This is a genomic window from Aestuariimicrobium sp. p3-SID1156, assembly GCF_025144225.1.
GTDB lineage: Bacteria > Actinomycetota > Actinomycetes > Propionibacteriales > Propionibacteriaceae > Aestuariimicrobium.
In genome coordinates, this window is record NZ_JALXXB010000008.1 from 1 (window position 1) to 20,362 (window position 20,362).

The 20,362-nt window shown below is 68.1% G+C and carries 18 protein-coding genes, 1 tRNA gene and 1 pseudogene; 6 read left to right on the forward strand and 14 right to left on the reverse strand.

Annotation, left to right across the window (positions count from 1 at the left end):
* A partial coding sequence (locus M3G03_RS09395) for a transposase (protein WP_396121936.1) occupies positions 1-252 on the reverse strand: 252 nt, incomplete at its 3' end.
* Between M3G03_RS09395 and M3G03_RS09400 the strand changes: the two genes are divergently transcribed.
* Positions 251-1,524, forward strand: a protein-coding gene (locus M3G03_RS09400) for an IS3 family transposase (protein WP_259809448.1) whose coding sequence is annotated in 2 segments (ribosomal slippage) — positions 251-602 and positions 602-1,524 — 1,275 coding nt in all. Because the reading frame shifts where the segments join, the coding sequence is not laid out codon by codon here. The genes M3G03_RS09395 and M3G03_RS09400 overlap by 2 nt on opposite strands.
* Positions 1,458-2,705, forward strand: a complete 1,248-nt coding sequence (locus tag M3G03_RS09405; protein WP_259809533.1) for a glycerol-3-phosphate dehydrogenase/oxidase — start codon at positions 1,458-1,460, stop codon at positions 2,703-2,705. Before M3G03_RS09400 ends, M3G03_RS09405 begins: the two co-directional genes overlap by 67 nt.
* Positions 2,706-2,942: 237 nt before the next feature.
* Here M3G03_RS09405 and M3G03_RS09410 read toward each other — a convergent pair whose 3' ends face one another.
* The 8 genes and pseudogenes from M3G03_RS09410 to M3G03_RS09440 form a co-directional block, all read right to left on the reverse strand.
* A complete protein-coding gene (locus M3G03_RS09410; protein ID WP_044496630.1) occupies positions 2,943-4,328 on the reverse strand; it encodes a peroxidase in 1,386 nt (461 codons plus the stop codon).
* Positions 4,328-5,044: a hypothetical protein gene (locus M3G03_RS09415; RefSeq protein WP_044496629.1), complete on the reverse strand. Its 717-nt coding sequence runs from the start codon at positions 5,042-5,044 to the stop codon at positions 4,328-4,330. The genes M3G03_RS09410 and M3G03_RS09415 overlap by 1 nt, the downstream gene beginning before the upstream one ends.
* A 24-nt stretch (positions 5,045-5,068) precedes the next feature.
* Positions 5,069-6,148, reverse strand: a complete 1,080-nt coding sequence (locus M3G03_RS09420) for a catalase family protein (protein WP_259809449.1) — start codon at positions 6,146-6,148, stop codon at positions 5,069-5,071.
* 250 nt (positions 6,149-6,398) lie between these two features.
* Positions 6,399-7,614, reverse strand: a pseudogene (locus M3G03_RS09425) (IS256 family transposase).
* Positions 7,615-7,895: 281 nt separating this feature from the next.
* Positions 7,896-8,681 carry a bifunctional 2-polyprenyl-6-hydroxyphenol methylase/3-demethylubiquinol 3-O-methyltransferase UbiG gene (locus tag M3G03_RS09430; protein ID WP_259809450.1) on the reverse strand — a complete coding sequence of 262 codons (786 nt, stop codon included), beginning with the start codon at positions 8,679-8,681 and terminating at the stop codon, positions 7,896-7,898.
* 287 nt (positions 8,682-8,968) lie between these two features.
* Positions 8,969-9,154, reverse strand: a complete 186-nt coding sequence (locus tag M3G03_RS12955) for a helix-turn-helix domain-containing protein (protein WP_396121937.1) — start codon at positions 9,152-9,154, stop codon at positions 8,969-8,971.
* Between the two features lie 38 nt (positions 9,155-9,192).
* Complete coding sequence (locus M3G03_RS09435) at positions 9,193-10,224, reverse strand: site-specific integrase (RefSeq protein ID WP_259809451.1); 1,032 nt, start codon at positions 10,222-10,224, stop codon at positions 9,193-9,195.
* A 362-nt stretch (positions 10,225-10,586) separates the two neighbouring features.
* Positions 10,587-10,662, reverse strand: a tRNA-Pro gene (locus M3G03_RS09440).
* Positions 10,663-10,937: 275 nt separating this feature from the next.
* Between M3G03_RS09440 and M3G03_RS09445 the strand changes: the two genes are divergently transcribed.
* On the forward strand, positions 10,938-11,429 hold the full coding sequence (locus tag M3G03_RS09445; RefSeq protein WP_259809452.1) for a cupin domain-containing protein: 492 nt from the start codon (positions 10,938-10,940) through the stop codon (positions 11,427-11,429).
* A gap of 34 nt (positions 11,430-11,463) precedes the next feature.
* Here M3G03_RS09445 and M3G03_RS09450 read toward each other — a convergent pair whose 3' ends face one another.
* On the reverse strand, positions 11,464-12,927 hold the full coding sequence (locus M3G03_RS09450) for a hypothetical protein (RefSeq protein WP_259809453.1): 1,464 nt from the start codon (positions 12,925-12,927) through the stop codon (positions 11,464-11,466).
* Positions 12,909-13,724: an Fpg/Nei family DNA glycosylase gene (locus tag M3G03_RS09455; RefSeq protein ID WP_259809454.1), complete on the reverse strand. Its 816-nt coding sequence runs from the start codon at positions 13,722-13,724 to the stop codon at positions 12,909-12,911. The genes M3G03_RS09450 and M3G03_RS09455 overlap by 19 nt, the downstream gene beginning before the upstream one ends.
* A 75-nt stretch (positions 13,725-13,799) precedes the next feature.
* On the opposite strand from M3G03_RS09455, the gene M3G03_RS09460 reads away from it, so the two are divergent.
* Positions 13,800-13,991 (forward strand): hypothetical protein, encoded by a 192-nt coding sequence (locus M3G03_RS09460; RefSeq protein WP_259809455.1) that lies wholly within the window; start codon positions 13,800-13,802, stop codon positions 13,989-13,991.
* A 24-nt stretch (positions 13,992-14,015) separates the two neighbouring features.
* On the opposite strand, the gene M3G03_RS09465 is transcribed toward M3G03_RS09460, so the two are convergent.
* Entirely contained in the window at positions 14,016-14,474 is a 459-nt protein-coding gene (locus M3G03_RS09465) for a ribose-5-phosphate isomerase (RefSeq protein WP_259809456.1), read from the reverse strand.
* Between the two features lie 50 nt (positions 14,475-14,524).
* Here M3G03_RS09465 and M3G03_RS09470 point away from each other — a divergent pair, with 50 nt between their 5' ends.
* Positions 14,525-15,793 carry a GNAT family N-acetyltransferase gene (locus M3G03_RS09470; RefSeq protein WP_259809457.1) on the forward strand — a complete coding sequence of 423 codons (1,269 nt, stop codon included), beginning with the start codon at positions 14,525-14,527 and terminating at the stop codon, positions 15,791-15,793.
* Positions 15,794-15,799: 6 nt separating this feature from the next.
* On the opposite strand, the gene ligA is transcribed toward M3G03_RS09470, so the two are convergent.
* A complete protein-coding gene (gene ligA, locus M3G03_RS09475; RefSeq protein ID WP_396121939.1) occupies positions 15,800-17,944 on the reverse strand; it encodes an NAD-dependent DNA ligase LigA in 2,145 nt (714 codons plus the stop codon).
* Between the two features lie 147 nt (positions 17,945-18,091).
* Here ligA and M3G03_RS09480 point away from each other — a divergent pair, with 147 nt between their 5' ends.
* On the forward strand, positions 18,092-19,525 hold the full coding sequence (locus M3G03_RS09480; RefSeq protein WP_259809458.1) for a sodium:alanine symporter family protein: 1,434 nt from the start codon (positions 18,092-18,094) through the stop codon (positions 19,523-19,525).
* A 76-nt stretch (positions 19,526-19,601) separates the two neighbouring features.
* Here M3G03_RS09480 and M3G03_RS09485 read toward each other — a convergent pair whose 3' ends face one another.
* On the reverse strand, positions 19,602-20,228 hold the full coding sequence (locus M3G03_RS09485; RefSeq protein ID WP_259809459.1) for a DsbA family protein: 627 nt from the start codon (positions 20,226-20,228) through the stop codon (positions 19,602-19,604).
* Between the last annotated feature and the right edge of the window lie 134 nt (positions 20,229-20,362).

Consider the following 20,362-nt stretch of genomic DNA (forward strand, 5'->3'; position numbering starts at 1 on the left):
GGTCGAGCAGATCACCTTGCGGATCTCGACGTCGTAGTCCAGGAACGGGATGAACTCCGCCCAGGCGTTCTCCCACAGCCGCACGATCGCCGGGTAGGGCTTGCCCCATTTCTCGGCGAACTCCTCGAACCGGTCCCTGGCCGCGGCCGCGGTCGGGGCGGTGTAGATCGGGCGCACGTCGGGGCTTGACCCCGGTTCTTGGACACGCTGAATCCAGCACCTGCTGGGGAAGCGAGATGATCCAGGAATCATGGCCAGGAAGAACTACTCCGAGGAGTTCCGTCGTCAGGCCGTCGACTTGTACGAGTCCACCCCGGGCGCCACGGTCCGCGGCATCGCCGAGGATCCCGGCATCGTGCGCGGCACGCTGCGGCACTGGCTCGAGGTCTACGGGACCGGTAAGAAGACCGCCGCTGACGGGACATTGACCTCCAGCCCACTGCAGTCCAAGCCGTCGCCGACAAGCCCTACGGGTCCCGCCGGTGAGACGCCTGAGCAGAAGATCGCCCGGCTCGAGGCCCGGGTCAACGACCTCGAGGTCGAGACGACGAAGCTGACCACCGAGCGGGAGATCCTCCAGCGGGCGGCCAAGTATTTCGCTGGGGAGACGGGCTGGTGAGTCGCTTCCAGTTCGTCGCCGACAACTCCGCCACCTTCGAGGTGAAGCGACTGTGTGAGCTCGTCGAGATCGAGCGCTCGTCCTACTACGCCTGGCTCAAGGCTGCCCCGGCCCGCGAAGCCAGAGCAGCTGACGACGCAGCGCTGGCTGAGCGGATCAGAGCGGTCCATGCCGAGGACAACACCCAGGGCGCGCCGCGGATCACCGCCGAGCTCAACGCTCAACTCGGCGACAGCGCGGCTGCCGGTGAGCGGGTCAACCACAAGCGCGTCGCCAGGGTGATGCGGCTGCAAGGAATCCGGGGCTATGTGAAGAAGCGGCGGGTGCGGACCACGATCCCCGAACCGTCTGGCCAGAAGTACCCCGACCTGCTCAAGCGCGACTTCACCGCCCCGGCGCCAGGGCTGCGCTACGTCGGCGACATCACCTATCTGCCGATCGCCGACGGCACGAACCTCTACCTGGCGACCGTGATCGACTGCTACAGCCGTCGGCTTGTCGGGTGGGCCATCGCTGACCACATGCGTACCGAGCTCGTCGAGGACGCGTTGAAGGCCGCCGCCGCAACCCGGGGCACCCTCGAGGGCAGCGTATTTCACAGCGACCACGGGTCGGTCTACTGCTCGAAGGACTACGCCCAGCTCTGCAAGAAGTTCGGCGTGACCCAGTCCATGGGCGCCGTCGGGTCCAGCGCGGACAACGCGTTGGCCGAGTCGTTCAACGCCACCATGAAGCGCGAGGTTCTCCAAGACGCCGCCTGCTGGAGCAACGAACTGGTCTGCCGCCGGCAGGTCTTCAGGTGGCTCGTCCGCTACAACACCAAGCGACGCCATTCGTGGTGCCGCTACGTCCCGCCGGTCCTCTACGAGGCCGGCAACACCGCTACGCTGCCGACGGCTGCGTAATCACACCCCGTGTCCAAGATCCGGGGGTAGGGCCCTTGCGCGGTGCCGTCTACTACACCGACGGTCAGCTCGAGGACGACGCCCGCCTCGTGATCGCGCTGGCCCGCACCGCCGCGGCGCACGGCGCGGACGTCCTCACCCGGTGCGCCGCGACCGACCTGCGTGAGGACCGACTCACCCTCACGGACGAGACGACGGGCGAGAGCGTCGAGGCTCGGGGCACGGTCGTCTCGGCGACCGGCGTGTGGGCCGGTGAACACGACCCGTCGTTGCGGATCTCGCCGAGCCGCGGATCCCACCTGGTCGTGCGGGCCGAGGCGCTCGGGTGTCCCAGCGCCGTGTTCACCGCGCCGGTGCCGGGTCACTTCGGCCGGTTCGTGTTCGCTCTGCCACAGAGCGACGGCCTCGTGCTCGTCGGCCTCACCGACGACGCCGCTCCCGGGGTCGACGGCATCGCTCCGCCGGTGCCGGAATCCGACGAGGACTTCCTCCTCGCCACGATCAACCGCGCGCTGGAGCGCCCCCTGACCAGGCAGGACGTGGTGGGCCGGTTCGCCGGGCTGCGGCCGTTGGTGCTGCCGACTCCGTCGGGCGGGTCGACGGGAGGGACGAAGAGGCGGATCGGGAGGCACGGGTTCGGGGAGAGGCGCGAGCACGGCGCGTCGGGGGATCTGTCGGAGGGCGCGGAGCGCGCACTCGTCGAGGCGGGCGCGACCGCCGACGTGTCCCGACGGCACCTGCTCATCGACGAACCTGGCCGGCCCCTGACGATCGCCGGGGGCAAGCTCACGACCTATCGCACGATGGCCGAGGACGCCGTGGACGCCGCCTGCCGTCGTCTCGGGACGGACCGGGAGTGCCGGACGAGGACGCTCCCGCTCGTGGGCGCGGCGCCGCGGGAGGTGCTGGCCCGTCTCGAGGAACCGACCCGTCTCGTGCGCCGTTACGGCACCGAGGCCGGTCGTGTCGCGGAGTTGGGCCGTCGGTACCCCCGGTTCGCGGGCCCCGTCGCCGAGGGCGTCGCCTACACCGGTGCGGAGATGCTCTTCGGCGTGCTGGCGGAGGGCGCCCTCACGGTGGAGGACCTCGTCGAACGCCGCACCCGCACCTCCTTCGTCGAGTCCGCCGTCCCCGCCGCGCGCGAGGTCGCCGCCCAGGTCCTGGAACTCGCGACCACCTGACCCCCGCCCCCCGGATGACGTCATCGGGAAAGGGGGAGAGGAGGAAGGGGCAGGGGGGCCATCGACACGGCTGAGCGCGTCGAGCGCGTGCTCGCCCTCGTGAGGTCCGAGGGCGCGGACGGCCCCAGAGCCACGGCGTTCCGACTCGAGAGGCCCCCTCCCGGGTTGGGAGGGGGCCTCTCGCTCATCGCCGGTGCGGACGACCGGGCGAGCGCCGGTCTCGATCCGCCGGCCTGGTCAGCTCTCCCAGCCCGCGTCGGCGATCCAGCGGAGGGCGGTGAGGGAGGGCATGAACATGTATTCGCCGCCGCGGAGGCGGTTGAACGTGGTCACGCCGTCGACGCGCTTGCGGACGGGGCGGTCGGGGATGGTGAACCGGCCCGGTTCCTCGTGGAGTCCGACGACGGGGTCGCGTTCGGTGCCGAGGTCGACGAAGTTGCCGCGGTTGATCCACTCCTGCTGGAGGAACTCGACCGTGTCGTAGGCGCGGGCGCTGATGAAGATGAAGAACAGGCCGCGCTCGTCGTCCTTGTCGTCGGCGGCGGTGAGGTCGGGGTCCCATTCGGGGCCGAACGTCGAGGAGCGGCGGATGATCCGGTGGATGTTCTCGTCCGTGAGGATCGTCAGCTCGCTGCCGCGCGGGTTCATGCGGCGCACGTGCGCCGAGTGGGGGCACATGAGGCCGCGGCGGTCGTCGGAGTAGTCGAAGTCGTCGTTGCGGGACTGATCCATGCCGAGGTCGACATCGTCCTTCTCGGGGGAGAGGACGAGCGGCGCCCCCGACCGCCACCGGCCGACGAGCTTCGCGCCGAGGGCGTCGCGGGACTCCTGCGTGTCCTCCTCCGCGTGCTCGCGGAGGAAGTCGTTCCAGGCGCCGACACGGCTGTCGTACTTGCGGAGCACGACGAACGAGCCGTTACGACCCAGCACGTCCGGCGAGGGCATGGCGACGGGCGAACCCGTCTCGCTGTCCTCCCCGAGGATGAACTCGCCCGCCGCGATGGCCCGCTCCTGCCCCGGGAGGGCGTCGACGCCGGCGCCCGCGACGAGCGGCTGGCTGAGCGAGTCGTGGTAGCCGAACGGGTTGGCCGCATCCGGCGCCCCGAACGCGTGCGTGCCGAGCAGGGTGACCCCGTCGATCTCCTCCAGGTACCCCAGAGCCTTCTCCACGGCGTCCGCCAGGGACTCCTCCGAGTCGGCGTAGATCGTCACTGCGACGTGCAGGGAGTCGTCCTTGTAGAACTCCTCCCACGTCTCCGGGGCGTTCTCGCCCGTGTCCATGAGCTGGCCCGCGCGGGCCGCCATACCCTGGCGGAACGGCAGCGGGAAACTCGCGAGGGACTCCTCCGGCAGGCCCATCGCCTTGAGGCCGGCGTGGCTGATCGCCACCCCCGTCCACGCGTGCATGTCCGCGGTCCAGTCCTGCGCCGAGGGGACGTACTCGACGAGCCGCCCCAGCAGGGCACGACCCCCCTCGGGGGTGTCGACCCGCAACCCCGCGTGGATCCCGACGTAGGGCTCGGGCCGCGACCGCAGGATGAGGGACTGGATGTCGTCGAGCTGCAGCGTGACGCTCTCCCGACGGAACCGCTTGCGCAGCTCCCTGAGGTGCTCGAACGGCATCAGTAGTCCACCCCCTGCGGCGTCGCCACCGCGTCCGACAGCGCCGATAGGGCCTCCCGGGTCGTCGCGTCCATCGCGGTGTTCGCCGCCATCGCGTCGAAGAACGTGTCCAGGGCCTGCTCCATGCGCTGGTACCGGCGCACGTCCACGACCGTCACCTGCGGGTTCGCGACGAACCACGCGGCGGCGTCGATCTGGTGGTCGGCGATGAAGTCCTTGACCTTCGGGGAGTCGATCCCCGGCCAGCCCTCGACGTTGGCGAACAACAGGTCCATGAGCTCGGGGATCTTCGTCGCGAAGTCGTCGATGTAGGTGTCCCAGTCGCCGTCGTAGGCCGTGGCGAACAGCACACGCGTGTCGTCGTCGAGGAACACGAACCGCATGTTGTGCAGCGTCGAGACGCGCTTGGCGCCGTCGAAGTCGCCGCCGGTGAGGCCGAAGATGCGGCGCAGCCGGTCGGCGCCGCCGGGCCTGAGGTCGGCGATGGCGGTCAGCTCGGACACGTTGCCGGAGCGGGCACCGGCCCGGCCGGCCGACTCGTACGTGCCCTCGTGGAGCGGGTTCTTGTCGGTGAGCAGGGAGTTGATCGCGATCTGGGAGATCGTCGGCGCGTCGGCCGCGACCTCCTTGACCACGCGGCGGAACTCCTCCATGCGGCTCTCCTCCGAGAGGCGCGGGTCGATGCGGGTCTGTTCGGACGTCAGCTTCTCGTTCATGGGGTCCTCCAAGGGGGTGAGGGGTCAGGCGGTGAGGTCGGCGAGGGAGTCCGGCTCCCGGCGGGCCACGGCGTTGAGGTCGTGCCGCTGCCGCGAGGACGACTCGTAGGCGAGCTTGCGGACGCGCATGATCGAGCCGAGCGGCCGGTGCGCCTCGACGCCGTTCCACGGGTTGAACGCGAGCCGGTCGTCACCGGCGACGCGACGTTCGGGGGTGAACACGTCCTGCCGGTCGAACCGGACCGTCGCGACCACGCGGAACGGGGACTCGTCCTCGTCCCAGAGCACGGCGGCGTCCTCGACGGGCATGGTCTTCAGGTCGGTGCACAGCTGCGCCCGCAGCTCGTACGTCGCGCCCTTGGTCATGAAGTGGCGGACGACCGCGGTACGCATCGCGTCGAAGTCGTCGCCGACGTCGACGCCGGTGAGCTCGGCGACCTCCCCGGTCGGCGCGAGGGACATCTTGGCGACGTGGTCGCCGTAACGGATCGCGGCCTGGGTGTAGAAGGTCTCACCGAGCATGTGGGAGTAGTCGTTCGCGAGGCCCTGGACGGTCGCGCCGGGGGTGCGACCGAGTTTCTCGGTGATCGAGGCGATGCCCCGGGCGGCGGCGGAGACCGCCTTCTGCGCGGCGGCCGGGTTGCTCGCGTTCTTCTCGAGGATGTCGAGCATGTCCTCGTACTTGGTCACGGTGCCGAACGCGAGCGTCGGGAAGTTCACCATGAGGAAGTCCTGGTTGGCGCCACCGAGGTCGGGGGACAGGCGCTCGCCCTCCACGCCGATGATCTTGAGCGCGAAACCCCGCGGGGCAGGGATCTCGTCGGAGTGGATGTCGCCGGGTGCCGACGAGAGGCGGGCGACGACCTCGTGGGTGCCGGGGGTGGCGAAGATGCCCTGCGCGAGCTCGTGCGGCAGGTCGTCGTGGACGGTGAGTTGCCCGGTGATGATCGCGTGGCTCTTGGCGTGCGCGTCGCGGTGGGCGTGGCGGTGACGGTCGGCGTTCTCCGCCTGGGTGGCGGCCATTCGTTCGACGATTCGCTGGGAGATCTCGGCCTCGTTCTCGACGGGGACCTCGACGTCATCGTGGTAGCGGATGGGGTTCATCGGTATGCCTCCTCGACATCGTGACAACAATATTGTACTGGACTCAATTTGGCTCAAAGTTGAAGAGCCGACATTCTGCAAGTAGGAATCCGCCCCACGATGGGTGGTTCCAAGTTCCCGAACAGGGACACCGCTCGACCAGTCACAGGCCTGCGAGGACCCTCCACTGTTCAGAGATCACATTGTGTCTCGGTAAGTGATGCCCGGCCTCTCGCAGGCCCACTCCCAAGCTAAATGTAAGTGGCGGTTTCTACTGGTGGGTGCTGGCCGCGGGCATGCGGTCAGCGAAGGTGGTGGCGAACGCGTTCAACGCTGGCTTCCAGCGCATGCCCCATCTGGTTTGTCCGGTGCCCTTGGGGTCCAACGATCTCACGGTCAGGTAGAGCGTCTTCAACGCGGCCTGCTCGTTGGGGAAGTGACCGCGGGCCCGCACTGCCCTGCGGAAGCGGGCATTGAGTGACTCGATCGCGTTCGTGGAGCAGAGGACCTTGCGGATCTCGACGTCGTAGTCTAGGAAGGGGGACGAACTCGGTCCAGGCGTTGCGCCAGAGCCTGATCATGGCTGGGTAGGCCTTGCCCCATTTCTCGGCGAACTCCGCGAACGCCCGCTCAGCAGCCTCCGGGGTGGGGGCCTCGTAAACGGGCCTGAGGTTGACGGCGATCTCGGGCCAGTGTCGCTTCGACGCGTAGCCGAAGCTGTTGCGCAGCAAGTGGATCAAACACGTCTGGACCTTCGCGGCCGGGAAGACCTGCCCGATCGAGTCGGGCAGGCCCTTCAACCCGTCGCAGACGACGAAGAACACGTCCTTGACCCCACGGTTCTTCAACTCGGTCAGGCAGGCGAACCAGAACTTCGCCGACTCACCGTCCCCGTTGCCGGGCCAGATCCCCAGAATGTCCTTGTGACCCTCCAGGTCGACACCGATCGCGGCGTAGTAGGGCTGGTTACGAACCTGCCCATCCCGCACTTTGATCACGATCGCGTCGATGAAGATCGCGGCGTAGATCGGCTCCAACGGCCGGCTCATCCACCCGTTCATCTCGTCCACGACGCGGTCGGTGATCCGGCTGATCGTGTCCTTCGACACGCTGGTGCCGTAGACCTCGGCGAAGTGGGCAGCGATCTCACCGGTCGTCAGCCCTTTCGCGAACAAGGACAAGACCATCTGGTCCATGTCCGACAAACGGCGTTGGCGCTTCTTCACCAACCGCGGCTCGAACGTGCCGTTGCGATCCCGCGGCACCTGGATCTCGACCGCGCCGACGTTGTCAGTGATCACCGTCTTCGACCTCGTGCCATTGCGGGAATTGCCCGTGCCTCGCCCGATGGGGTCGTGCTTGTCATAGCCCAGGTGCTCGTTGAGTTCCTCATCGAGTGCTGCTTCGACGATTTGCCCGGTCAACGCCTTCAACAGGCCATCGGGGCCGGTCAGGGCGATACCAGCGTCCTTGGCCTGTCGCACCATCTGCGCGATCGCTTCACGCTGGGCCTTCTCGAGCTCGGCCGGCTCTAGTGGTCGTTCGCTCACGCCGTCCAGTCTGGCCGATTCCACGGCCGACGAGCTGCTGGTTGTTGTCTCGGTCATCATGACTCCTCCTGCCCCGCAGGGCGATGGAGCCACTTACACCGTTTCTAGGACAGTCCCTATAGCCGCGCGGTGGTCCGACAGCGCCGGATCAATCGACCGACTCTCGGCAGATCAGCCCTGTCACGCACTTTGCCGGTCGCGGCATTACAGGGCGTTGGTCAGCGGCGCCGCCCGATGCCCATCAGGTGAGGGCTCATCTCCCGGGGACCTTCAAGATGACCAATCGCTCGAACCAAGGTGAGCGCAGCGTCGATCGTTGAATCGTCCGCCTGGGCGACGAACTCCAGCGGGAGACCGCCGGGGCCTTCAATGGCGGCCAGTTGCACCACCTCGAGGTCAGCTTCCTCCATCTCTGCAGCCAGCTCCGTCGACGTGTGGAAGTGGGCACCCGGGAAGTGGGCCTGCGGATGCGACTCCCCTGTATCCAGGATGTGGTGGATCTCGTCCGGCACACTCGCACCGTCGGCCAGCGTCGTCGTCGAGTCTGTGTAGACGGCCCAGCGGGGGATCACCGCCCCAAACACGGTTCCGCCGGGACGGACCACGCGCGCCGCTTCGCGCAGTGCCTGGACACGGCTGGCCCGCGACTCAAGGTGGTACAGCGGTCCGAAGAGAAGCGCCGCGTCGCACGAGTTGCTCTCCAGCATCAGTGACCGGGCGTCTCCCATGGTCGCCTCGACGCCCGGGATCTGGGCTGCGATCTCGACGTGACGGGCAACAGGGTCGACCACAGTGACGTGGTGCCCTGCCTCGGCGAGCCACTGGGCATGCACGCCGGTGCCCCCGCCGATGTCAACGATCGTCGAGTGCGGCGCCAGCAGTGGGGCCACGAGTTCGCGGACGCGGGCCATCTCCAGCCGGCCCGCCGGCCTCTCGAGGCGCCGCTGCTCATCGAATTCGGAGCCGTAGTAGGCCTGCACCCTTGCGTCGATGTCCTCCTGCATGGGCAGAGCCTAGACCGGTCACCCGCAGGCAATCGACCGACCTTCGGCAGAGTCGGATGCTCACGCACCTGGGGATCGCTCCCCCGTCACTCACGATCTTTCAAGTCAACGCACGTTCGCCACCGGCTATCGCGCGCTCATCGGCAGTTGAGAATGCTCACGCACGGGACACGCATCTGGACAAGTCGGGTGGAATACCCAGCACCGGACTCCTTCAACGGTCGGCTCCGACACTGCTGACGCGCGACGACAAGTGGCGGAGGACCGAGAGACATGGGTGTGTGCGGTCAGGACGCCCGCTGGAGGAGGCGGTCGACTTCCGCCGGGTCCAGGCGGAGCATCCGTGGGCCAAGGCGGTACGCCGGAAGTCTCCCGTCAGAGATCATCCGACGCACCGTCTTGGGACACACCCCGAGTCGCCGCGCAGCCGACTGCACAGTCTCGACCTCAATCTCTCGCCGTGGATCCTGCATGCCCCCCAAGCCGTCACGGGCTCTCCCGTGATCGACACCTACTCGGCTGCGCCATCGCCACCGCGGGCCAGCTCGGCCAGCCGCTCTGCCAGGAGTTGTTCGCGCTGCCGGCTGGCGTGCTGGTAGCGGATCGCCATCTGGGCTGTCGTGTGCCCCATGCGCGCCATCAACTCGGCGGTCGTGGCACCATTCTGCGCGGCCATGGTGGCAGCAGTGTGACGCAGGTCATGGAACGTGAGATCGTGCCGGTCCATCACGTCGCGTGCCTGGTCGAAGGCATACCGCAGCGCCTTCTCACTCATCGGCAGCTCACCGCGACCAGGGAAGAAGTACGCAGAGCGCTCCCTCCGCTCCCCCAGCCCTGCACGCCACTCGCGAAGCGCCGGCAGCAGATGCGGCGGGATTCCGACATCCCGGATCGCCGCAGGTGTCTTGGGTGGACCCACGATCACCTGCCCCTTGATCCGCGTCACGCCCTGACGAACGTGGATCCACCCGGTCACGGTGTCGACGTCCCCAACCCGAAGCGCGCGCACCTCCCCAGCGCGAAGCCCACACCACGCGGCCAACAGCACGGGAAGTGCCTGCCCCGGTGGCAACCGATCGGCCACACGGTTGAGCTCGGTCACCGTCGCCGGCTGCATCGCCCTGGTGGTCTTGCGCCGGCCCGCTGAACGGATGCGGCAGGGATTGGCGACGATCAACTCCTCGTCCACACACACCGCCAGCAAGGACTTGAGCAGCGCGTACGCGTGGCTTCGTTGCGTCGCCCGCTCCGGCCCCATCCGGTCGAACCACGCGCGAACCTGCTTCGGCGTGATCGACGCCACCGCCTGATCCCCGAACTCGGGAAGGATCAACCGATCCAACAGACTCTCGTACAGAGCCCTCGTCCTCGGAGTCAGATCACGTCGGGCCACCTCGTCGCGGGCCAGGTCTCGGAACACGACCTCGACCGGAGCCTCCTCCTTCACCAGCTCGGGCTGGGGAGCCACCGGGGACTGCCACTCACCCCGGCTGATCGACCGTTCGACGTCGACGAGCCAACCTTCGGCGTCGATCTTGGCCACGAAGGTGCGGTCAGCACTCCGCAGGACACCGTCGGGCCCCTTGTACCGGGCTCGGTATCTCCCCGACGGCAGACGATCAATCTGGCCGAACCCACGGCGAGCCGACCGCTTCACAGATCTTCCGCGCTTGTCTGGGTTCCCCCTCTGAGCGCTTGCGTTCCCCCGCTCCTGGGCGGTTTTCCCCCTGGGCAACGCCTGACTGGGCTCGGACATGATGACCTCCATTTCGTGGGGCTTACGTGGGGTTCAGATGTCCCCACAAGTCCCTCGGAGGCCCCTTGGTGCTCATCGGACCGAGAAATGAAACAAGGCGTTCCCCCTAGTCACCTAGGAGAAACGCCTTGTGAGCGAAGTTCTTGAATTGGTCGGGGCGACAGGACTCGAACCTGCGGTCTCCTGCTCCCAAAGCAGGCGCGCTAGCCACTACGCTACGCCCCGGCGCGGATCGCTCCGCGACCTGAACAGCCTAGTGCATCCGCGCGGGAGTCGACGAACCAACAAGGGCAAGCCCCTCCCGGCCCATTTCGGCGCCTCGAGGCTCACTGGGATCCAACCATCACCGAGGGGGCCCATGCAGCAACGTGTGGCTGCCATGCAGAAGGCCTGTCGAGCTGTCTTCGGGTGATCTAGCCCCAGTCCGACCCCCACTCCCTAGGGTGGAAGGGAACCCGCCGCGCCACGCGCGGTCAGACACGACAAGGAAGGAAAGTGTCATGGACATCGTCGACAACGGCCCCAATCCCAACGCCTTCAACATCGAGGACGCGACGGTCAACAACACCAACTACCGCACCACCGCCTGGACCGGGAAGTATCTCCAGGTCACCCTCATGTCCATCCCCGTCGGTGAGTCGATCGGACTCGAGCAACATCCCGACACCGACCAGTTCCTGCGACTGGACTCCGGTGAGGGGCGCTGCGTGATGGGGCCGGCCGAGGACCAGCTCGACTTCCAGCAGGACGTCGCCGACGGTTGGTCGATTCAGGTGCCGGCCGGCATGTGGCATGACGTCATCAACACCGGCGATGAGCCGATGCAGCTCTACGCCGTCTATGCCCCCAGCCACCACGCCCAGGGCATTGTCCAGAAGACCGCTGACGACGCGGAGAAGGATGAGGAAGAGGGCCGCGACGTCCCGCCGGAGTGGACCCACCAGCCCCACCCGGACGCCGAGGACAAGTCCGCCAGCAGATCCACCTGCTGACCTGACGGGCGGCGCGTCCCGGGGACCTCGCCCGTCAGATGCTGGCCAGCAACCAGCCCAGCGCCTCCCGACCGCCCTCCTCCTCGATGCACGCCAGGACGCGATGCTCGGCCTGCTGCCGCACCACCGGCAAGGGCACCGGCCAACGCTCCAGCAGGTCCCAGTGCTCGGGGAAGAGGCTGGTCACCATCAGGGTCTGCGCCAGCCGGACAACCCCGACCGTGTCGCCGGGGAGTCCGGCGCCCAGCAGACCGGCCACCCGCCAGCACTCCTCACTCGGCTCCTCGGGAGGAAGTGCCAGCTGCCCCTCCACATCGCACAGCGCCCTCTCCACCGCGCTCACTTCGGGTCCTGCCACCACCCCGGCGGCGCCCAGCCCGGGAACGCCCAGCCCGCGCGGCGACCGCCCGACCTGCATCCCCGCCAACCGGGCGTGGACCAGCGCCATCAGCGAACCCACCCCCGGCGGCATCCGCTCCAACATCCCGACCAGCTGCGGCCACAGGCTGCCCGCGTTCTCCCGGCTGATGAAGGCGCTCGCGGCCATCACCTCCAGGGGGTGGGACGCCCCCAGTCGCGCAAGGCTCACCTCCGCCGCGGTTGCCAGGTAGTCCTGGGCCGGGGAGCCGGCCACGTCGAGGGCGCGGGCCATCGTCCACGCCTCCCAGGGGGCGCAGGTCCGGGGGTCGCTGCGCTCCAGCAACCGGTCCGCCTCCATCCGCAGCACCAGCGCGAGGTCATCGCCCCAGAACACCTCCAGGTCCGTGGTCCCCAGGCGGTCATGGACCTGCACCGAGTACCGCCCCGGCTTCGGGGATGACACCGAGGTGGCATCGTCCAGTTGCACCAGCTCGAGCCCGTCACCGCTGGTCACCGCCGCATCCGGCATCGGGAGGACCAGCTCGTCACCCTGTCGCAGGGAGGTGGTCGGCCACCAGGCCGGCAACACCTGGGCGATCCGGCGGTGGTCCTCCAGCCACGCGGCCCGCCAGGAGACCGTGAACTGGCCGGGCGTCTCCTCCGTCGCCGCCGGGAGCAGCAGCGGATCGGGCGTCAGCAGGATCTCCCCGTCGCGGTGGCCCGCCTGACCCCGCAACTGGGTGAACAGCAGCTGCTGCGCGCGCCCGGGGTCCACCCCCAGTGACGCCTCGTCACCGGCCAGCAGGCGACGCAGCGGCCAGTCCGCCCCGAACCGGAGCCGTGGGGCCGGCACCTCGACAGCATCCTGCGTCCGATTGAGCACGGTGACCCGCAGCGTGAAGGCCTCCTCGAACACGATCCGGGTCGTCGCGGTCGGTCCCGAGGGATGCGTCCACCGCTGTTCCAGTTCGCCGGCGAGCACTTCCACCTCACCGCGCTGCCAGGGCGCGGGGAATTCCACGGCCAGGTCCCGAAGCAGGAGGCGTCCGGACTCCTCGTCCACGACCTGGGCGATCACGCCAGTGGCATCGAGGCTGATCCGAAGCCCCTCCCAGTCGATCAGTGGCGGCGTTGGCATGTGGGGCACCAGTAGAGGTTGCGGGATTCCACGATCTCACTGCGGATTTCGTCCCCGCACACCAGGCAGGGCTGCCCGACTCGGCGATAGACGTAGACCTCGCCACCGTGCGGGTCGACGCGGGGGTCGCGGCCCATGGCCTCGGGCATGTGCTCGGGAAGCACCGAGTCGATGCGTCCATCATCAGTGGCCTGGCGCATCATCGCGACCAGGTCGGCCCAGATGGCATCCCATTCCCGTCGCGAGATGCGGTGACCGGGGGTGCGGGGGTCGCGGCGATGACGGAAGAGCACCTCGGCGCGGAAGATGTTGCCCACCCCGGCAGCCACCTTCTGATCCATCAGCAGCGTGGCAATCGACTTCTTCGACCGCTGGACGCGCGCGAACCCGCGCTCGGGATCGGCATCCTCCCGGATCGGGTCGGGGCCGAGCTTCGCCACGATCTCCTCGCGGCGCTGCGGGCTGACCAGCGCGCAGGTCTGGGGTCCGCGGAGGTCTGCGGCCAGGCGTCCATCGGTGAGGCGCAGCCGCACCTCGCCGACCGGCGGGGAGAGTGGCGCGATGCGCAGTGTGCCGATCAGGCCCAAGTGGATGTGGATGATCGGCTCGGGGACCCTGGCTCCGAACTCGAGGAACAGGTTCTTCCCCCAGGCCTCGGCGTTCAGGAGCGTCGAACCATCCACCAGTTCCGCCGAGGCCTCGAAGCGTCCCTGCGGGGAGGACACGTGCACGCGCTGGCCTGCGAAGGCATCGTTGAGCTCGTGGGCGAGTCGGTGGATGGCGTGTCCCTCTGGCACGGATGGCCCTTCCGTCTTGCTCGGGGTGAACTGGGGTTGGGTCTGCCCAGTATTCCAGCCCCTACACTTCCCTGCATGGCCCAGCAGCATCACGACCACCCCCGCCGCGAGTTCGGGCGCGACGGGATCAGCGGGCTGCTCGACTGGGACCGTGGCGTCCGCGGGCGCGAAGTGTCGAAGCCGAAACCCGAGGACAGGACGCAGGCCGAGGCCGTGCTGGACGCGCTGGTCGCGCGGGCGCGGGGAAGCCGCCAACGACGCCGCTGACCGGCGTCCCGCTGCAGGGAGGGCTCAGTTGATGGAGCCGGTCTCCTCATAGCGCTGCAACATGGCGACACGGCGGGCGTGGCGTTCCTCATTGGGCCAGGGCGTCTCGAGGAAGGCCAGCACGATCTGCAAGGACTGCTCCAGGGGCTGCATCCGCCCGCCCAGGGCCACACAGTTGGCGTTGTTGTGCTGGCGGGCCAGACGGGCCAACTCGGGGTTGTAGGCCAGCGCGGCGCGGATCCCCTTCACCTTGTTGGCGGCAATCTGCTCCCCATTGCCCGATCCTCCCAGGACGATGCCCAGCGAGCCGGGCTCCTCGGCGACGGCCTCGGCGCAGGGAATGATGAACACGGGGTAGTCATCGCTGGCCTCGTATTCGGCGGCCCCATGGTCGACGACGTCGTAGTCGCGGGCACGCAGCTCGTTGACAAGGTAGTCCTTCAGCTCGAAGGCAGCATGGTCGGTGGCGATGTGTACGCGCATGCCCCCATCTTGTCAGGTGCCCCACCTGCGGTGACAGATAGGGTCGGAACGTGAGCGACTACCGCCTTGAGAAGCTGGACCCCTCCCGCACCACCACCCCTGAGCAGCAGCAGGCCCTCGACCAGTGGATCCAGGCGATCTGCATGGGCTTCCTCGACCCGGCCCCCACCGAGGACCAGCTGACCCTCATTCGCAATCACCTGCCCAGGGATGGCGGAGTCCTGCGCGCCATGCGACGTCCACCTCGCAGCACCGTCGGTGAAGTCGAGCAGCCGGTCGCCACGATGCGAACCTGGACCAACTCCATCAACACCGGCGGTGGCCACGTCGAGCCCGCTGCCTTCATCACCGATGTCACCGTGCGCCAGACCGACCGCCGACGCGGCTTGCTGCGCACCATGATGGTGGACAACCTGCGCGAGATCCGCGACCAGGGCGTGGCGCTGGCCGCCCTCACCGCCACCGAGGCCACCATCTACTCCCGCTTCGGCTTCGGGGTGTCAACCTTCCACCACACTGTGGAACTCGACATCAGCCATGGCTTCGCGCTGCTCCACGAACCGATCGGGCCGGTGGTCCAGCTCGACCCTGACTCCCCGCGCACCGCCGAGGTCTGGGAAGGTGTGTTCCGCCGCTTCCACCTGCAGACACGCGGTTCCCACGGCGCTTCCGCCCACCACCTCGACGGGTTCCCCGGGCTCATCGACTGGGAGACCGGCAAGCGTGACCCCCGGACCCGCGCTGTCGCACACCTCGACGCCAGCGGCGAACCCGACGGCGTCCTGAGCTATGCGATCAAGGACGGTGAACTCAAGGTCGTCGACCTGGTCGCCCTCGACGCCAACGCCGAACTCGCCTTCTGGGACTTCATCGGCAACCACGACCTGCTGACGAAGGCCACCTGCAAGTCGGTCTCGGTCGAGTCACCCCTGCGCTGGGCGCTGCGCGACCCGCGTCGCCTGACGGTCACCAATGTGCGTGACGGGGTGTGGACGCGGATCCTGGACGTCCCGAAGGCTCTGCGCGTCCGTGGCTTCGAGCACGATGGCGAGGTCACCCTGGGCATTGACGACCCCAGCCTCGTGCGTCGCGACATCGTGCGGTTGTGCGTCCGTGAGGGGGTCACCGAGGTCGAGCCGTTCGGTGGTGAGCCCGAGCTGCAGATGGACGTCTCGGCCCTGGGATCGCTCTACCTGGGTGGGGTGGACGCACTGACCCTGTTCGGCGCCGGCCGCATCACCGGCTCCCCCGAGGCGGCGGCGAGGCTTGATGCCCTTTTCCAGGTCACCCTGCCCCCGCACAGCGCCCGCTACTTCTGAGACCCTCTAGTTCTGGGCCACAGCCTCAGGTCCCCCCTCCAGCAACCTGAGGAACCCGGCTTCGTCGAGGATCGGACGCCCCAGCTCCTCGGCCTTGGCGGCCTTCGACCCGGCATTGGCCCCGATCACCACGAAGTCGGTCTTCTTGCTCACCGAGCTGGCTGCCTTGCCGCCGCGGGAGATGATCGCCTCCTTGGCGCCATCGCGACTGAAGCCCTCCAGCCCACCGGTGACCACGACGGTGAGACCCTCCAGGGTCCGCTCGATCGACTCGTCGCGCTCATCAGCCATCCGCACCCCCGAGGCTGCCCAACGGTCGACAACCTCGTGGTGCCAGTCGACCCCGAACCACTCCCGGATCGACTCGGCGATCACCTGGCCGACCCCGTCGGTGGCCGCCAAACGCTCGGTGGACGCCTCCCGGATCGCCTCCATCGAGCCGAACTCGGTCGCCAGCGCCCGCGCGGCGGTGGGTCCGACATGGCGAATCGACAGTGCCACCAGCACCCGCCACAGGGGCTGGTCCTTCGCCCGCTCGAGGTTGGTGAGGAACTTCTGCCCGTTCGCGGTCAGGACGCGCCCCTCGACCCCGGTCTCGGTCTTCTTCGCCGTACGGGTGAAGAAGGGGACGCGGACCAGGTCGTCGGCAGTCAGGTCGAACAACCCGGCCTCATTGGTGAGCACTCCCGACTGGAGCAGGGCGATGCTCGCCTCCCAGCCGAGCGCCTCGATGTCGAAGGCCGAGCGGGACGCCAGGCTGAAGAGCCGCTCACGCAGCTGCGAGGGGCAGGACCTCGCGTTGGGGCAGCGAATGTCCTTGTCACCCTCCTTCTCGGGGCGCAGCTCCGCGCCGCAGGCCGGGCAGTGGCTCGGCATCACGAACCGGGTCTCGGAGCCGTCGCGCAGCTCCACCACCGGCCCCAGGATCTCCGGGATCACGTCGCCGGCCTTGCGCAGCACCACCGTGTCACCGATCAGGACACCCTTGCGCTCAACCTCATGGGCGTTGTGCAGGGTGGCCATCGAAACCGTCGATCCGGCCACCACCACCGGTTCCATCACGCCGAAGGGCGTCACCCGGCCGGTGCGCCCGACGTTGACCTGGATGTCGAGGAGTGTGGTGTTGACCTCCTCCGGCGGGTACTTGTAGGCGATCGCCCAGCGCGGGGCGCGCGAGGTGAAGCCCAGCTCGTTCTGCAGGTCGAAGCGGTTCACCTTGATCACGGCGCCGTCGATCTCGTGCTCGACGTCGTGGCGGTGCTCCCCGTAGAACTCGATGAACTCCTTCACCTCGGGGATCGTGTCGAGCACCTTGACATGCTCGGAGGTGGGCAACCCCCAGGCACGCAGCTTCTCGTAGGCCCTGGACTGGGTGCCGATCTCGAAGCCCTCCCGGGCGCCGATGCCGTGCACCAGCAGGCGCAGGGGACGCGTCGCGGTCACTGCCGGGTCCTTCTGGCGCAGGGAGCCGGCCGCAGCATTGCGCGGGTTGGCGAAGGGGTTGCGCCCGGCCTCGACCAGGGAGGCATTGAGCTCGGCGAAGGCCTCGATCGGGAAGAAGATCTCCCCCCGCACCTCAACCAGGGCCGGGATCTGCTCGCCCTGCAACCGCTGGGGGATGCCCGGGATCGCCAGCACATTGCCGGTCACGTCTTCACCCACCCGCCCGTCCCCGCGGGTGGCAGCGGTGACCAGTCGTCCGTTCTCGTAGGTCAGGTTGATCGCGACACCATCGATCTTGGGCTCGCAGAGGAACTCCACGTCCGCGCCGACGGTCTTCTCCACGCGCGCCAGCCACTCGTCGAGCTCCTCGAGGCTGAACACATTGTCCAGGCTGGTCATCTGCGCCCGGTGGCGAACCGGCGCGAAGTCGGTCACCCGGTGCGCCGCCCCGACCTGCTGGGTGGGGCTGTCCGGGGTGCGTAGCTCGGGGTGGGCCTCCTCCAGCGCCTGCAGTTCGCGTAACCAGCCGTCGTACTCGGCATCGGAGACCGTCGGCGCGTCGGCACCGTAGTAGGCCTCCTGCGCCTCAGTGATGCGCTCGGCCAGGTCGGTCCAGCGATGCCGAAGGTCCGGGTTCTGGTTCGCGTCCGCGTCCGCGGTCACGTCGGGGGTCTCGAAGGCTTCCGGATTCTGCGTCACATCCCCCATCATGCCGCCCCCGACCCCCGTAGCCACGTTTCGACCTGTGACCAATTTCATGGAAACACTTGCCGCCACCCTAGGGACTTTGGTCTGCTGTCCTCCACCATCCCTCCCGGGCCCGGCTGTCCGGGAGGACTTCCTGACAGGAGTTCCATGGACGAGATGCTCAACGAGATCGACAAGATCATCTGGGGTCCCTATGTCCTCATCCCCCTACTGCTGGGCACCGGCATCTGGCTGACCCTCCGGCTCGGAGGTCTCCAGTTCACCAAGCTCGGGCCCGCTCTCGGCCTCGCCTTCCTCCGTCGCAACGATGCCGCCGAGGACGAGGGCGACGTCTCCCACTACCAGGCCCTCGCCACTGCGCTGGCCGCCACGGTGGGCGTCGGCAACATCGCCGGCGTCGCGACCGCCATCCACCTTGGTGGGCCCGGCGCCCTCTTCTGGATGTGGATCTCGGCCATCTTCGGCATGGCCGCCAAGTACTCCGAGGCCTTCATGGGTGTCCGTTTTCGCACCCTGGACGCCAACGGCGAGGTCTCGGGCGGACCCCAGTACTACCTGCAGAAGGCGATCCCAGGCGGCTTCGGCAAGTTCCTGGCGCTCTTCTTCGCGGTGGCGGCGGTCATCGCGAGTTTCGGCATCGGCAACATGACCCAGTCGAATTCGGTGGCCGCCGCCATGAAGGAGACCTTCCACGTCTCCCCGACCATCGTCGGCGCCGTGCTGGCCGTCATGACAGCGCTGGTGTTGCTGGGCGGCCTCAAGTCGGTCTCGCGGGTCACCAGCGCCTTCGTGCCCGCCATGATCATCTTCTACGTCGTGGCCGGCACGATCGTCCTGATCATCAACGCCAGTGGCATCGGCGAGGCCTTCCGACTGGTCTTCACCGACGCCTTCACCGGCACAGCCGCGGTGGGTGGCTTCCTGGGAGCGGGCATGGCGCAGGCGATCCAGTACGGCATCGCTCGCGGCATCTTCTCCAATGAGTCCGGAATGGGGTCGGCCGCCATCGTCGCCGCCGCCGCCAAGACCAAGCATCCGGTCCGCCAGGGCCTGGTCTCCATGACCCAGACCTTCATCGACACCATCATCGTGGTCTCCATGACGGGGTTGGTCATCCTGACCACCGGCGTCTGGCAGGGCGGCAAGACCGGCGCCGCCCTCACCGCGGAGGGTTTCTCCGCCGGCCTGCCCGGCACCTGGGGCGGCATCATCGTGGCCCTGGCGCTGATCTTCTTCGCCTACTCCACGGTGCTCGGCTGGGCCTACTACGGCGAACGCAACATCGAGCGCCTGGTCGGGGTCAAGGGCATCCTCCCCTACCGCCTGCTCTTCTCCGCGGTCGTCTTCGTGGGAGCCACCCTGGAGCTCTCCACCGTGTGGACTCTCAGCGACATCGCCAACGGCCTGATGGCGCTGCCCAACCTGATCGGCCTGCTGATCTGCTCGGGCCTCATCGCACGCGAGACGAAGGCCTACCTCAAGGCCGATCCGATGCTCAAGGACCCGCCGCGCGAGTCCACCCTCAATGGCATGGAGCTGCTGCTCCGCGAGGAGGTCGGGCCCGGCCGCGACCGGCGCTGACCAGCCACCCGGCCAGCCTCACCACGTGAACGACCCGGACGCAGGGAGCGTCCGGGTCGCTGGTCTGTGCGCGTCCTCAGTCGAAGATGGGGTGCACGTCGTTGCGGGAGCGCTTGAGTTCGAAGAAGCCGGGGTAGGCGGTCACCTTCACGAAGCCGTCGAAGAGCTCACCGGCCTGCTCACCCTTGGGGGCAGGCGAGATGACCGGCCCAAACAGCGCCAGCCCGTTGACATGGATCACCGGAGTGCCAACCTCATCCCCCACCGGGTCCATGCCCTCGTGGTGGCTGGCCCGCAGCGCCTGGTCGATGTCGTCGGACTCGTCGCCCGGCTGCCAGGCGGCAGCACGATCAGCCAAGGACTCATCGGCACCCACCTCTGACAGTGCAGCCTTCACGGTCTCGATGGTCTGGGGCTCTTCCTGGGGGTGGTAGCGGGTTCCCAGCGCGGTGTAGAACTCGCGCAGCTTCTCCTGCCCGTGTTCCTTCTCCACCAGGATGGCCGTGCGCACACCGAGCCAACCGCGCTCCATGGTGCGTTGGTAGCCCTCGGGCAGGTCACGGCCCTCGTTGAGCACAGAGAGGCTCATCACGTGGAAGCGGGTGTGCACGTCACGGACCTTCTCCACCTCGAGCATCCAGCGGGAGGTCATCCAGGCCCAGGGGCACAGCGGGTCGAACCAGAAGTCAACATCGGTCGTCATGGTTCCCACAGTAGTCAGGGGCTGTGACCACAGTGTGCGAATCGAGCGCCCCCACTGGCTGAATCCGTTGGCGACGAGGCCGTTGCTCTAGGCTCGAGAAGAACACCAGCCCGGCGTTTCAGCCCAGGGCATGT